The organism is Streptacidiphilus sp. MAP12-33, assembly GCF_041261265.1.
Taxonomy (GTDB): domain Bacteria; phylum Actinomycetota; class Actinomycetes; order Streptomycetales; family Streptomycetaceae; genus Streptacidiphilus.
Genome location: NZ_JBGCCA010000034.1, coordinates 64,905 through 79,640 on the forward strand (window position 1 = coordinate 64,905; position 14,736 = coordinate 79,640).

Below are 14,736 nucleotides of genomic sequence, written 5' to 3' on the forward strand. Positions count from 1 at the left end.
TCGTCTGGAGCGGCAGTCCCACCGACGAAGGGGGAGGGCAGCAGCCGTGGCAACCCGAGCTGTCGAGACGTACCCGCGTGAGCTGGCCATGGCCGGGCCGCCGGGGGCCAAGGACCGGTCCTCGACGCGCCGCGCCAACCAGAGCCTGATCCTCAACCTGCTGCACACCGAGGGCGGCCGCTCGCGCGCCCGGATCGCGGCGGACACCGGCCTGCCCAAGGCGACGGTCACCAATCTGATCGCCGAGCTGATGGAGGGCGGCCTCGTCCGCGAGGGCGGCGCCGAGCGCGAGGGCGCCGTCGGGCGGCCCGGGCAGGTGGTCGAGCTGGACGGCCGCAGCCTGTGCGGGGTCGGCGTCGAGATCAACGTCGACTACGTGAGCCTGATCGCCCTCGACCTGCCGGGTGATGTCGTCGCGCAGCGCCGCCTCGCCGTCGACGTCGCCGGCGTCCCGGCCGAGCAGGTGCTCGACACCGTCGGGGAGCTGGTCGCCGCGACCATGGAGGAGCTGGCCGCCGCCGGTGTGCGGACGATCGGCGTCACGCTCGCTGCGCCCGGCGTCATCGACCCGGTCCGGGGCGTGGTCACCTACGCGTCCAACATCGGCTGGCGCGAGGTCCCGGCCGTCGCCGGGCTGCGCCGCCGTCTGGGCCGTGCCGCGCCGGAGATACACCTGGAGAACGACGCCAAGCTCGGCGCGATCGCCGAGTTCGTCACCACCGACACCCCCGGCGTCCGCGACCTGGTCTACCTCACCGGCGCGACCGGCGTCGGCGCCGGCATCATCGCCGGTGGCAACCTGCTGCGCGGCAACTCCGGCTTCGCCGGCGAGGTGGGCCACCTGCCACTGGGCGACCCGGAGCAGCAGTGCCCCTGCGGTCGCCGCGGCTGCTGGGAGACGGCCGTCGGCCTCGCCGCGCTGCTGCGCCTGGCGGCGGACCGCTACGACCCGGTCCACGACCCCTCGGTCGACGTCGAGCAGCGCCTGGGCGAGCTGCGGCGCCGCGCGGAGGCGGGCGATGCGCGCACCCTCGCCGCGCTGGACGCGCTGGCGCGCGCGCTGAGTTCGGGGGTCGCGCTGCTGGTGGACGTGCTCAACCCGCGACTGCTGGTGTTGGGTGGTCACTTCGCGGTCTTCGGGACGTACCTGGTGGACGCCATAAGGGACGACGTCCGCGACACCGTGATCGCGCCCGACGCGGGCGGCTGTGAGCTGGTGCCCTCGGTCCTCGGCTTCACCGCGCCTGCGCGCGGCGGCGCGTACCTCGCGCTGGACGCGGTCTACCAGGACCCGATCGCGATCATGCAGCTCGCCTAGCGGCGCAGCCGCCTTCGGGGGCGCGAGGTTGCTCGCGCAGTTCCTCGCGCCCCCGGATAGTGCAACTGCACGGGGGGTTGACGCGGGCTCGATTAGTTCGGATTCTAGCGGAACTATTCTCTTCGCTCCGCTCCCACGCGGAAGGACCCCTCGTGAGTAGCTCCCCCCGACCCCGTCTGCTGGCCGCGACCGTGCTCGCGGTCCTCGCCGCCGGCCTACCCCAACTCCCCGCCGCCGCCGCGACCCCCAGCGGGACCATCACCATCGGCGGCCAGTGCCTGGATGACACCAACGCCGCCACCACCAGCGGGAATCCGATCCAGCTCGCGGCCTGCGACGGCTCCGCCGAGCAGAGCTTCGGCTGGAACTCCGACGGCACCGTCACCGTCCTCGGCAACTGCCTCGCCGTCGCGGGCGGGTCCGACGCCAACGGTGCGCTGCTCCAACTGGCGAACTGCTCCGGCGCCGCGCCGGAACAGCACTTCGCGTTCCAGCCGGACAGCACGATCCTCAGCGCGCAGTCCGGCAAGTGCCTCCAGGTGCAGGGCAGTTCCGTCGCCGCGGGGGAGGGTGTCGGGCTGGAGCCGTGCGACCCCTCCCAGGCGCTGGAGACCTGGCAGGCGGCCACCGCGCCCGCCGCCGGCTACACGCTGACCGCCGGTGCCTCCGCCACCAACGGCATCAACGGCGACGACACCCCGGCGTTCCCGTACCTCGACAAGAACGGACAGTTCTACTACCAGTCCGCGCACTCGCTCTACGGCGCCACCGACGGCCGGTCCTGGGACTTCTACACCGGCAGCAACTTCGACACCGCCACCACCGCGTCCATCGCCAAGTCCGGTACCAACAAGGACACCACGGCCTTCTGCAACAACAGCCCGACGGGCGTGAACGCCACCGACGCGCCGTCCGGCTCCGGCTACGCCGAGCGCAACTACTGCGATCTGGTGGGCGTCTGGGTCGATCCGGACACCGGCACCTGGTACGGCCTGGTCCACAACGAGTTCACCCCGCAGCCCTTCGGCGACGGCACGCACTACGACGCCGTCGACTACGCCTCCTCCAGCAACCAGGGCGCCAGTTGGACCATCCAGGGCCACGCGATCACCACGCCGTACAGCACCGTCCGCAACGACACCACCACCTTCCCGAACTCGACGTACTACTACGGGGACGGCGACCCGCGGCTCTTCGTCGACTACCGCTCCGGGTACTTCTACGTCTTCTACATGTCCCGCCTGGTCGACAAGACCGGTGGCTGGGGCGGGTTCCAGGAGCACGTCGCCCGCGCGCCGATCGCGCAGAAGATGAGCTCCGCCTCCTGGAGCAAGTGGTACGACGGCACGTGGTCCCAGCCGGGCGTCGGTGGCAGCGAGAGCGACGTGATCCCGGCCGACGGGGTCGGCTCCGGGTGGGTGCCGCCCGCGCAGGGCTACTCGCCGAGCACGGCAGGCAGCATCAGCAGCCAGGTCGCGGCCGGGACCACGCCCGTCAGCTCGCAGCTGTCGGTGCTGAACATCGCCTGGGACGCCTACCTCGGTAAGTACATCGGTACTCCGGAGAACGAGGCCGGCAGCAACCAGCCGCAGCACTTCTACGTCAGCGACGACCTCGCCACCGAGAAGTGGACCGACATCGGCTCCGCCGGGCCCGCGCAGAGCTCCTGGTACCGCTGGTTCCTGGACCCGACGAGCCTGACCGGCGGCGCCGTCGTCGGCCGTACCTTCCGCTCCTACTGCGAGTACTCCTGCACGCCCAACGACTCGCAGTACACGCAGTTCACCGTCGCCCCCGCGTCCTCGGCCGGGCTCCCGGCCGCGCCGGTCAGCAGCGGGGTGGACTACCAGCTCGGCGCGGGCAACGGCGCCTCCCTCGCCCAGAGCGGTAGCACCCTCACCACCACGACGGCCCCCACCGGGACCGCCGCGCAGTGGACCTTCACGCCCACCGGGGACGGCTTCTTCACCGTCGCCAACGCGGGCAGCGGCCAACTGCTGGGCGTCGACGCGACGAAGAACGCGGGGCGGGCCTGGGACGCGGCCGTCTCCCTCGGCGCGCCGGGCAGCGGCGGACCGACGACCGGCCAGCAGTGGTCGATCCAGACGATCGTGCAGTCGCCCGCCTCCAGCGGCTCCTCCACGCCCACCGGCGGCTACCGCCTGGTCAACCGGTACAGCGATCTCGCGCTCAGCCTCACCACCGGCAGCTCCGCCGTGGCGACCGCCCCGCAGCGAGGCTGGGACAACAGCGGCACGTCCGGCGACACCCGGCCCGCCGCCGCGCAGACGCTCGGCTTCACGGCGGTCGGCGGCTCCGCGGGCGACACCGTGACCGTCGCGCCGCCCGGCAACCAGAGCGCCGCGCTCGGCACCGCGATCACGCCCCTGCACCTCAGTGCGACGGACTCCGCCTCCGGGCAGACCCTCACCTGGTCCGCGACCGGCCTGCCCGCCGGGCTGTCGATCGCCCCGGCCACCGGCACCGTCTCCGGCACCCCGACCGCCGCGACCACGGCGACGGTGACGGTCACCGCCACCGACACCACCGGCGCGGCCGGGCACACCACCTTCACCTGGACCGTCGCCGGCGACCTCAGCGGCACGCACACGCTGACCATCGGCGGCGAGGCGCTCGACGACCCCAACTGGTCGACCACGCAGGGCACCCAGCTGGACACCTGGTCCACCAACGGCGGCCAGAACCAGAGCTGGACGCTCACCCGGCAGACCGACGGCAACTACACCGTCGTCAACGCCTACTCCAAGCTCTGCATGGACGACTACGGCGGCAACACCGCCGCCGGGACCGCCGTCATCCAGTGGGCCTGCACCGGCAACCCCAACCAGGAGTGGACCCTCGCCCGGGCGGCCTCCGGTGCCTACACCCTCACCAACGTCCACACCGGCCTGCTGCTGACGACCGCTTCGACGGCCGACGGGGCGCTGCTCACCCAGCAGGCGAACGCCGGCTCGTCGCTCCAGCAGTGGACGCTCGGCTGACGCGCCGCCGGTGAGAGGTGGCGTCGCCGACCCGTGGGGCGGGTCGGCGGCGCCCACCGGCCGGGGCGGGCCCGGGTGATCCCCGGTGCCCGCCCCGCCGCCCAGGGGCGGCGTGTATAACTCATCCATGTCGAAGAAGCCCGCACCGGACGTGGTCACGCTCGTCGATGTCGCCAAGGTCGCCGGGGTGTCGCGCGCCACGGTCTCCCGGGTGGTCAACGGCAACGCCTCGGTGGCGCCGAGCCTGCGCGAGGCCGTCGAGCGGGCGATCGCGGAGACCGGCTACACGCCCAACCTCGCCGCTCGCTCGCTGGTCACCCGGACGACGGGGTCGATCGCGCTCGCCGTGTCCGACATGAGCGCAGGCCAGATCTTCGCCGACCCGTTCTTCGGCCGCGTCGTCAGCGGCGTCACCCAGGCCGTGCGCCCGCGCGGGGTCCAGGTGGTGCTGGCCATCGTCGACGACGAGCCCTCCCGGCGGCAGTTGATCAACTTTCTGCGCCAGGGCCACGTCGACGGCGTCGTGCTCGTCTCCACCCACGCCGACGACCCGCTGCCGGCCGCGCTGGCCGAGGCCAGGGTCCCGGCGGTGCTGTTCGCCCGCCCGAGCGAGCCGCTGCCGATCAGTTTCGTCGAACTCGACCAGCGCGCGGGCGTCTTCCTTGCCGTCGACCACCTGGTCGCGCTCGGCCGCCGTCGCATCGCCCACGCCTCCGGCCCGCTGGACACCCCCGCCGGCCGTGAACGCTACGCCGCGTTCCGCGAGCGCCTGGCCCACCACGGCCTCACCGAGGCCGCCCACGTCGAGGGCGACTTCACCCAGGCCGGCGGCGGCGTCGCCATGCGGGCGCTGCTCGCCGCCGCGCCCGACGCTGACGCGGTCTTCGTCGCCTCAGACCTGATGGCGCTCGGCGCGGTCGCCGTGCTCCACCGCGCGGGCATCGCCATCCCGGACCGCATGGCCCTGGTCGGCTTCGACGACAGCAGCGCGGCCCTGACCTGCGACCCGCCGCTGACCACCGTCCGCCAGCCGGTCGAGTCGATGGCGGGGCAGATGGCGGAACTGCTGCTGGAACAGATCGCGGCGCCGGAGCGCACGCTCCAGTCCCGGGTCTTCCAGCCGACTCTGGTGGTGCGTGAGAGCGCGTGACACGGCCGGTCCGGCCTAGGATCGGCGGTATGGCGACGCGACTCGTGCAGATCAACATGAAGGCCCGGGACGACTCCGCACTCGGCCGGTTCTGGGCCGAGGCACTCGGCTGGGGGGTCGACAGCGAGGGGCCCGGCGTGACCAACCTCGAACCCCTGGGCTTCACCTACCCCGACCCGGTGGCCGTCTGCATCGACCTGGTCGCCAGGCCCGAGCCCAAGACGGTCAAGAACAGGGTGCACCTGGACCTGGCCACCACCTCGACCGCCCACCAGGAGCAGCTGGTCGCCCGACTGGAGGCGCTCGGGGCGACGCGCGCCGACGTGGGCCAGGGCGACGTCCCGTGGACGGTCATGGCGGACCCCGAGGGCAACGAGTTCTGCGTCCTGGAACCGCGCGAGATGTACCGGGACACCGGGCCGGTCGCGTCGGTGGTGGTCGACTGCGCCGACCCGCACGCGATGGCCCGGTTCTGGGGCGAGGCGATGGACTGGACGCTGCACGAGGTGACCGACGAGTACGCGACCCTGCGTTCGGCCAAGGGCGTCGGCCCCTACCTCGACTTCGTCCGCACCCCGGACGCCAAGACCGTGTGGAACCGCGTCCACCTCGACGTCCGCCCGTACCCCGGCGACGACCCGGCCGCCGAGGCGGCCCGCCTGCGCGCCCTGGGGGCCACCGACCCGGACATCGACCAGGCCTCGATCTCGTGGACCGTGCTGGCCGACCCGGAGGGCAACGAGTTCTGCCTGCTCACCCCCCGCTGAAAGCGTGGACGGCGTCGGTCCGTACCCGTAGGGTGCGGACATGACCGAGTTCCCCGACCTGTCGCGCGAGGCCCGGCTGACCGCCCACGGTGCCGTCTCCACGGCCCTGGCCCTCCACAGCGACCGCGCGCTGGCCGAGCTGCTGGACGCCGCCGCCCCCGTCGGCGCCGGCATCGGCGGGAAGTCGGCCCTGCTGGAGGTCGAGGGACGGCCGGTCTTCGTCAAGCGGGTGCCGCTCACCGACCTCGAGCGCCGCCCCGAGCACGTCCGCTCCACGGCCAACCTCTTCGGGGTCCCGCTGTCCTGCCAGTACGGCGTCGGCCTGATCGGGGGGCCGGGTTTCGGAGCCTGGCGGGAGCTCGCCGTGCACGGCATGACGACCAACTGGGTGCTGGCGGGGGAGTTCGAAGGCTTCCCGTTGATGCACCACTGGCGGGTGCTGCCGGACTCGGCGCCCCTGCCCGACGAACTGGCCGACATCGACCGAGCTGTCGCCTACTGGGACGGATCGCCGCAGGTACGCGACCGGATCGAGGCCCTCGAGCGCTCCTCCGCGAGCGTCGCCCTGTTCCTGGAGTACCTCCCGCAGAACCTGCACGAGTGGCTGACCGCCCAGGTGGAGGCGGGGGACGAGGCCGTGGACCGGGCCTGCGCGATGGTGGAGCGGGAGCTGGAGGCGGGCGTGAGGTTCATGGACAGCCGCGGGCTGCTCCATTTCGACGCCCACTTCGAGAACATCCTGACCGACGGCCGTCGCCTCTACTTCGCCGACTACGGCCTCGCCCTCGCCGACCGGTTCGAACTGACGCCGCACGAGGCCGAGTTCTTCGACCGCAACCAGGGCTACGACCGCTGCTACACCGCGACCTACCTGGTCAACTGGCTGGTCACGGCCCTGTGCGGGCTGCGGCGGGAGGACCGCGACGCCCGCCTCGCGCTCGTCCGCGCGTACGCGGACGGCGAGCTCCCGACCGGAATTCCGGCGGGAGCCGCGGCCCTCCTCGCCCGGCTCGCGCCGGTCGCCGCGGTGATGTCCGAGTTCAACCGCGGCTTCCAGCGAAGGAGTCGGCAGACTCCTTACCCGGCGGAGGCACTCCGCCGGGCCGCCGACGAGGCCGCGTCGCTCCCGCGCTGATCCCCGGCTCACCGCCCGGCCAGCAGCGCCTCCAGGGCCCGGGCGGTCGTCGCGTGATCGGCGAGAACGCCGACTCCGGCCGGACCGGACGGCCCGGCCGACCACGTCCCCTCGCATCCCAGCAGCCGCGCCGCCGCTTCGAGAGCGGCCGGATGGGAGGCCAACAGGGCGACCCCTCCCGTGCCCCGTCTGTGCTCGCCCGGGTGCCGGCCCGGGGCAGGCGCGGGTGCGCGCCACGGCGGGACGAAGGCGTCCAGGGCTTCGAGCCGGTCGGGGAAGACCCGACCCGCCTCGCGGATCAGCAACGGTGCGAGATCGGCGCCGCCGTCGCGCAGGGCGGTGATCAGCGTCGGCAGCCACGGGAGCAGCACCGGGTCGGGAAGGCGGCCGAACGCGTTGGAGACAGCCTCCACCACGAGGTCCGTCAACCCCGGGACCGGCTCCAGCGCCTGGACCAGGCCGCTGAGGTACTGCGGGTAGGCGGGCAGCAGCAGCGGGTTGTCCAGCAGCTCGTCACATCGGCTGCGCAGTTCGGCCCGGGGCAGCCGACCGAGGTGCACCTGGGCGGCCCACAGCAGCGCCAGCTTCGACGGCTCCGCGGGGTGGGACTGGTCGACGGCGAGCTCCAGCTGCGTCCGGTCGCACCCGAGCGACAGGGCGAGGGACTCCATGGTGAACAGGAACCCCAGCATCGCCGCGACCTGACGAACCGTCGCGTCCTCGTCGGCGAACGCGCGGGGCAGCAGGGTGCAGTAGTGCGCGTACCCGGCCGTCACGAACGATTCGATCCACGTGGGCAGGCGGGGCTCGCTGGTGCGGTAGAATGCGAGCAGGCGACGCACCCGCCGAAGGACCTCCGGGGCGCTGTCGACGCTGCGCTCGGTGGCCAGGACCTTCAGGGCGCGCGACCCGAGCTCGTCCGCCAACCGGGCGGAGCGCAGGTGGAGGACGGCGTCCTCGACGGCCTCGAGCACCGTCGCGGTCGTGGCCAGCGGGTGGTAGGCCTTGCGGCGCAGGCGCTGTTCGAGGACCTGCTCGATGCTGATGCCCTCGTAGCCGAGCTCGATCAGGGAGCGCTGGTGGGTGCCCAGCGCGACGTCCCAGGACTCCTGGATCGGGCGCTGCCCGAGCAGCCGCTCGCCCATGATCGGGCGGGCGGCCCCTACGGGCATGAGGTAGCGCAGCATCCACAGCAGGTCGGAGCAGCGCTCCAGTTCGGGCCGGGAGGCGATGTCGAGCAGGGCGCGCTTCACACCGCGCTGCTGGAGGTTCAGGCCGAGCGGGGCGAGCCGGTCGTGGACGTCGCGGGCCAGGGGCGGCAGCGCGTCGTAGCCGACCCGGCCGATCCTGTCGCCGCCCATCATGATCTCCACCAGACGGCGCACGTCCCGGCGGCCGGGCACGGTGTCCTTCTCGATGCAGGTGACCGCGGCGTCCTGGAAGTCGTACGGGGTGGGCTTGGCCCGGTCCCGCATCCCCGCGAGCAGCACGGAGGTCTCGAAGACCGCGATCGCGTCCGCGGTGGAGGCCAGGTAGCCGGCCCGGCGCGCGGCGTGGACGATGCCCACGCACCACCCCAGCAGTTCTGCCTGGTCCAGCTGGTCGAGCGCCGGAGGGCGCCGCAGGAATCCCGAGAGCCGGTCCTCCCGCACGGCCTCGCCGGCGACCGGCGCGGGAGCGGCGGGGAGGGCGGGAGCGTTCTTCCCGCCGCCGGCCTGCCCCGCCAGACGGAACGGCACCACGCGGGTGCGCTTGAGGTTCTTCGTCCACTGCGTCGCGGCGATCGACACCGATCCGGGAGCGAGCCCGAACTGCGCCTCGATCGCGGTGTGGCTCGAAGGGATCAGGCCGTACTGCCACTTGGTGGCCGTACGCGGAGCGATCTCGAAGCCGTCCGCGCCCTCCAAGCCGAACTCGGCGACGCGGCTGGCGGCGTGGAAGGCACCGCACACGTACACGGCCTCGCCCGGAGCGGTGCCGGTGGCCGCCAGGTGGGCGCGCATCCGCGTCCACATGTAACGCTCGCGGTCCTCGTCGACCCGCACGCGTCGCGTGTCGCCCGGCGCGAGACGCCGGAACAATGAGCCGATGAGGAACATGACCTGGCGGTAGGTCTCGTGGTCGGCGTCGCCGAGCGGCAGCTCCACGTACTGGTGCCACCACTCGGACCAGCGCCGCACCCGCCCGTTGCGCAGCAGGTGCTCCTCCAGCTCCGCGAAGCGCGGGCGCAGGTCGCCGATCTCCACGCCGACGGCGTCGCCGTGCAGGGCGCCCTCCTCCTCGTCCGGCTCGGCGGCGGCGGGCCCCGGCTCCGTCCGGCGCGGCTCCCACTGGAAGACGTGGTCGCTGGAGCGGTCCACCAGGACGAGTTCGACGCCGGGCGTCGTCGCCGCGTAGGCGATCGCCTGGTACTCGGCGGAGGCCTCCGTGATCGGCGCCACCACCGACAGCGGGGCCCAATCGGCCGGGAAGCCGTCGAGTTCGGTCGCGAAGGCCTGCACCGCCACCGGGAGCGCGCAGTTGTGCAGCTCCGCCAGGAGCGGCGCCATGTCCTCGCACAGCTCCAGGTAGACCACCTTGGGCTGCTTCTCCCGCAGGCGGCGGGCCATCGCGGCCGCGGAGGCGGGGGAGTGGTGGCAGACGGGGAAGATCTCCAGCGGCTCGCGCGCCGCCCGGTCCACGTCGTCGACCATCCCGAGGAGGATGCCCTCCAGGGCGTCCGGGCCGTCGGCGAGCGTGGTGGCGGCGTCGTGGAGCTGGGCGCGCAGGGCGTCGAACACGCCGTCGGGCGCCGGGCTCACGCGAGGGCCTTCAGCGCGCTCTGGCCACCGTGGAGGAATTGCGTCCACTCCTCGCTCTTCTCGCCGCGCGGGGCGACGACACCGTGCAGGTACTTGTTCAGGATCGAGGTGTCCTCGTCCCGCCGCGCCAGGGAGCCCACCAGCGAGGAGGCGAGCGCGTCCGCGCCCAGCGCCTTGCGGCCGAAGAAGTTGCTGTGCAGGATCGCGTCCTCCAGCACGCCGATCTGCTCGGCGCTGGACAGCGCCGACTCCAGCCGCTCGTCGTCGCTCCCGGCCGCGGCTGCGGCCTCGCGCAGGTCGCTGAACGACTGGAGCAGCACGTCCAGCAGGGTCGGCGGGACGTCCAGCTCGATCTCGTGGCGGCGCAGCAGTTCCTCGGTGCGGAACCGCACGATCTCCGCCTCGCTCCTGCGGTTGGTGACCACCGGGATGCGGACGAAGTTGAACCGGCGCTTGAGCGCGGAGGAGAGGTCGTTGACGCCCCGGTCCCGGCTGTTGGCGGTGGCGATCACGCAGAAGCCGGGCTTGGCGAAGACGATGCCGTCCTCGTCCAACTCCGGGACGGAGATGTACTTCTCGGAGAGGATGGAGATCAGCGCGTCCTGGACGTCGCTGGTGGCCCGGGTGAGCTCCTCGAACCGGCCGACCGCACCGGTCTCCATGGCGGTCATGATCGGGGACGGGATCATCGACGCGCGCGACTGGCCCTGGGCGATGACCATCGACACGTTCCACGAGTACTTGATGTGGTCCTCGGTGGTGCCGGCGGTGCCCTGGACCACGAGGGTGGAGTCGCGGCAGACCGCAGCCGCCAGCAGTTCCGCGAGCCAGGACTTGCCGGTGCCCGGGTCGCCGATCAGCAGCAGCCCGCGGTCGGAGGCGAGGGTCACGATCGCCCGCTCCACGATCGAGGCGTCACCGAACCACTTCTGCTCCACCGTGCGGTCCAGCCCGTCCCCGGGCCGGGAGCCGAGCACGAAGGTGCGGATCATCTTCGGGGACAGCCGCCAGGTGAACGGCTTGGTGCCGGTGTCGACGGACTCCAGCCAGGCCAGCTCGTCGGCGTACTTGGTCTCGGCGGGGGCGCGCAGCAGGTCGGACATGTTCGGGGTGTGGCCTTTCTAGGCGCGGCGCTGGTGGGCGCGGTGCTAGGCGAGGAAGGTCTTGAGCTCGCGGACGAGCTTGCGGATATGGCCGGAGATCACCGGCGTGCCCAGGTCCTTGAACCGGTCCTTGAACCAGGGGTTGACGGCGGCCCGGCCGGAGCTGGTGACCGAGCCCACGGGGATGAACTTCGCGCCGGAGCGGTGGATCGCGGCCATGCTCGCGAACAGCGGCTCGCAGCGCGACTCGTAGAAGTCGCTGATCCACACCACGACGGTGTTGCGCGGATCGGTGATCATCGGCTGGACCAGGTTCATCGCGACCGTGCCGTCGGTCCCGCCGCCGAGCTTGGTGCGCAACAGCGTCTCGAAGGGGTCGCGCACCCACGGGGTCAGGTCCAGCGCCCGGGTGTCGTAGGCGACCAGGTGCACCCGGACCCGGGGCAGCCCCGCGAAGATCGAGGCAAGGATGGTGCAGTTGACCATCGAGTCGACCATCGAACCGGACTGGTCGACGACCACGATCAGGTCCTGCGGTGTCGTCTTTCGCGCGGTGTGGCGGTAGTGGAGCTGGTCGACGTAGAGCCGCTCGCCCTCCGGGTCCCAGTTCGGGAGGTTCTTCCAGACCGTGCGCTTGAGGTCGAGGTTGCGGAAGGTGCGCTTCGGCGGGACCGACCGGTCCAGCTCGCCGACGCTCGCCTGCGCCACCTGGGTGCGCAGCACCTCGGCGACCTCGTCGACGAACCGGCGGATCAGTCGCTTGGCGTTGGCCAGGGCGACGCCGTCCAGGTTGTCCTTGTCCCGCAGCAGTTGCTCGATCAGCGACATGCTCGGGGTGAGCTGCGCGGCCAGGGCGTTGTCGGCCAGCACCTCGCGCAGACGCATCCGCCGGACCAGGTCGGCCTCGATGTCGGCGACCTCCGGGCCCAGCGGGTTGGTGCGCAGCTCCCCGGGCCGGCAGCCGAGCGCGCGCTCCAGCCACGCGGTGTCGGACTGCCAGCGGGCCAACTGGCCTGCGGTCACCTCCCCGCGACCGGTGGCGAAGGTGTTCAGCAGCACCTTGGACACCAGCGCCGCCCGCCGCACCTCCGCGGCCCGGTCGCGTCCGGTGTCCTCGGCGGGGACCATCACCGAGTCGAACTCCTCGGCGAGCTGCGGATGGCGTTGCACGACCGCGTCGACGGACGCCTGCGGGTCCAACAGCGCGGACGGCAGGCCGAGGGCCTCGACGACGTCCAGCGACGCCGTCTCCAGCGCCGGCTGCTCGTCGTGGTCGAAGAGCCGGGCCAGCAGCCGCCAGTACAGGACCTGACGGCGGTTGGCCTCCGGGTCCGGCAGCGGGGCACCGGGCGTGCCGGTGGCCGTGGTGGTGAGGGCGGCGTGGGTGAGGGCTGCGTCGTCGGTCATGAGCGCAGCAGCTTTCCGGCGCGCTCCCGCAGCACCTCGACGGCGTCGGTGGCCGCCTTCTCGGCCTTGGCGCCGTTCTTGTCGGTCGTCCCACCGGCCCAGGCGCCGGCGTGCACCGCGACGGGCTTCTTGCGCACCGTGGCCTGGACCGCGAGCGGCTGGAGCCGGAACGAGCCCCCGTCCCAGCGCAGCAGGGCGATGCAGGCCGAGGACGTGGAGAGCGCCTCCGCGGTGAGCGGCGAGGCCGCCGGCAGGCGGTCGACGTCCACCGCGAGCCGCTGACCGCCGATCAGGAACGCCACGCTCCCCTCGTCCGCCTCGCGCTCGACGGTGTAGCCCTCGACGAGCACCGGTTCGGCGATCCGCGCCGGGTGCCGGTCCAACGCGGCTGTCGCCGGGCCGGAGACCGCGGGCAGGGCGACGCGCGCGGTCGCGAACGCGTCCGCGTGCGCACCCGGGGCGGCCCGACCCTCGCTCCAGAGCAGATCCCCCTCGTCGGTGAGGGGCATTTCCGTGAGCTCCATGGCCCGGCCCTCACCGGCGGCGGCCAGCAGCGACAGGTGCGGGCGCAGCAGCTGCCAGCCCCCGGCCCCGACGACGGTGTCCGGCTTCGGCGCGGACACGGACGCGCGCACCAGGCGCGCCGGACCGCCGTCCGCCGGCTCGAACACCCCGTGCACCTGGGCCTGGACCGCCGTCGCGTGCTCCTGGAGGTCCACCCCGAGCGGCAGCAGCCGACCCGTCACCGAGGTGGTGGTCGTCGCTTGGGCGCCGAGGGCACCCGGCTGGGTCAGCAGCATGCCCCTGGCCCACAGGTCGGCCCAGCGGCGCAGCGGTGGCCGCTCCAGCGTGCGGCCGGGGCAGGACGCGGCCAGCTCGGCGGCGAAGCCGTCCAGCAGCACGGCGAGCCGCCGCAGCCCGGGCTCGGGGAGCAGCGCCGACACGACCGGCGCCGCCCCCGCCACGAGCTCGTGGTCCATGCCCGACCAGCCCGCACGCGCCAGATCGCACAGCCACGCCCGTGCCGCGGCCAGCAGGTTGACCGGCAGCGGCGCACCCGGCTCGAACGGCGGCGCCACCGCGCGCGAGCGGGCCGTCGCCTCGTCGACCCGGGCCACCAGGGCGTCGTGCACGGCGCCCAGCAGCGCCGTCCGCCCAGCGGCGAGGGCGGTGAGGTGCTGCTCGTCCGCGATCCCGGCCGCCGCCTTCTCGGCCGCCTCGGCGACCAGCGCGTCGACGGGGGACCCGCAGACGGCGTCGACCAGCGCGCTCAAGCCGGCGGCCTGGGCGGGCTGAGGCCGTATCAGCCCGCCCGCCAGGACCCGGTCGAACGCGTCGACGGCGGCGAGCGCCTCGTCCAGCCCGGGCAGGGCACCCGTCAGCAGTTCGGCGCGCATCAGGCCACCGCCCCGGCTGAGGGGAACCAGTGCATCTCGGGCAGCGGCGCGGTGGTCACCGGCAGCTCCAGATAGCTCAGGTGACGCAGGAACCGGGAGAAGACCTGCCCGGTGACGGCCGGCGCGTCGGCGGCCTGCTGGGGCCGCGCCGCGCTCATCGCCGCCGAGACCTGGTGCGCCTCCGGGGACACGTCGGTGACGTCGGTCCGCAGGTACCGGGCCACCCGCTCGCCGCCGTACTGGAGCACGGCCTCACCGATCAGGGCGCCGATGTGGTTGCAGAACCCGCCCCGGATCCCGCCGCAGGGGCGGTTGTTGTTGGTGCGGCAGGCGTACGCGAAGTCCCCGGCGGCCACGGACGACACGTAGACGCGTGAGATGTCCGAGCCGCTCGACACCACTCCTTGCAGCCGGCCGTCGGCGAGCTCGACGAACGGGACCTTCGCGAGCTTGCGCGGCCGTGCGGGCTGCACCACGCGCACCAGGCTCGACTCCTCCCAAACGGGCAAGGCAAAGCCTCCTCGAGGCGAAAAGGGAGATGCTCCTGCCGGACCCGGCGGAACACGATCAACCTATCCGGGAGGACTGACAACGCCGCGTGCCGGCCTCCCCGAGGGGGAGGCCGGCACGCGGGCGCTTTCTGTGCTGGACCCTCG

At 73.0% G+C, this 14,736-nt stretch carries 10 protein-coding genes; 5 read left to right on the forward strand and 5 right to left on the reverse strand.

The features are described from left to right. The first annotated feature begins 46 nt into the window (after positions 1-46). The 5 genes from ABH931_RS29300 (at position 47) to ABH931_RS29320 (ending at position 7,372) form a co-directional block, all read left to right on the forward strand. On the forward strand, positions 47-1,318 hold the full coding sequence (locus ABH931_RS29300) for an ROK family protein (RefSeq protein WP_370119676.1): 1,272 nt from the start codon (positions 47-49) through the stop codon (positions 1,316-1,318). A 152-nt stretch (positions 1,319-1,470) separates the two neighbouring features. Further along, positions 1,471-4,320: an RICIN domain-containing protein gene (locus ABH931_RS29305; protein WP_370119679.1), complete on the forward strand. Its 2,850-nt coding sequence runs from the start codon at positions 1,471-1,473 to the stop codon at positions 4,318-4,320. A 127-nt stretch (positions 4,321-4,447) separates the two neighbouring features. Then, positions 4,448-5,470, forward strand: a complete 1,023-nt coding sequence (locus ABH931_RS29310) for a LacI family DNA-binding transcriptional regulator (protein ID WP_370119681.1) — start codon at positions 4,448-4,450, stop codon at positions 5,468-5,470. Positions 5,471-5,499: 29 nt separating this feature from the next. Beyond that, positions 5,500-6,237: a VOC family protein gene (locus ABH931_RS29315; protein ID WP_370119684.1), complete on the forward strand. Its 738-nt coding sequence runs from the start codon at positions 5,500-5,502 to the stop codon at positions 6,235-6,237. A 40-nt stretch (positions 6,238-6,277) separates the two neighbouring features. Continuing rightward, the gene (locus tag ABH931_RS29320) at positions 6,278-7,372 is read left to right on the forward strand and encodes a protein kinase family protein (protein WP_370119687.1); all 1,095 of its coding nucleotides are present in this window, start codon (positions 6,278-6,280) and stop codon (positions 7,370-7,372) included. Between the two features lie 8 nt (positions 7,373-7,380). On the opposite strand, the gene ABH931_RS29325 is transcribed toward ABH931_RS29320, so the two are convergent. The 5 genes from ABH931_RS29325 to ABH931_RS29345 are packed head-to-tail and all read right to left on the reverse strand — an operon-like array spanning position 7,381 to position 14,589. Beyond that, positions 7,381-10,173 (reverse strand): hypothetical protein, encoded by a 2,793-nt coding sequence (locus ABH931_RS29325; RefSeq protein ID WP_370119690.1) that lies wholly within the window; start codon positions 10,171-10,173, stop codon positions 7,381-7,383. Continuing rightward, entirely contained in the window at positions 10,170-11,276 is a 1,107-nt protein-coding gene (locus ABH931_RS29330; RefSeq protein WP_370119693.1) for an AAA family ATPase, read from the reverse strand. The genes ABH931_RS29325 and ABH931_RS29330 overlap by 4 nt, the downstream gene beginning before the upstream one ends. 45 nt (positions 11,277-11,321) lie before the next feature. Then, positions 11,322-12,683 carry a VWA domain-containing protein gene (locus tag ABH931_RS29335; RefSeq protein ID WP_370119696.1) on the reverse strand — a complete coding sequence of 454 codons (1,362 nt, stop codon included), beginning with the start codon at positions 12,681-12,683 and terminating at the stop codon, positions 11,322-11,324. After that, the gene (locus ABH931_RS29340) at positions 12,680-14,080 is read right to left on the reverse strand and encodes a hypothetical protein (protein ID WP_370119699.1); all 1,401 of its coding nucleotides are present in this window, start codon (positions 14,078-14,080) and stop codon (positions 12,680-12,682) included. The genes ABH931_RS29335 and ABH931_RS29340 overlap by 4 nt, the downstream gene beginning before the upstream one ends. After that, positions 14,080-14,589 (reverse strand): hypothetical protein, encoded by a 510-nt coding sequence (locus tag ABH931_RS29345; RefSeq protein ID WP_370119701.1) that lies wholly within the window; start codon positions 14,587-14,589, stop codon positions 14,080-14,082. Before ABH931_RS29345 ends, ABH931_RS29340 begins: the two co-directional genes overlap by 1 nt. Positions 14,590-14,736: the final 147 nt, after the last annotated feature.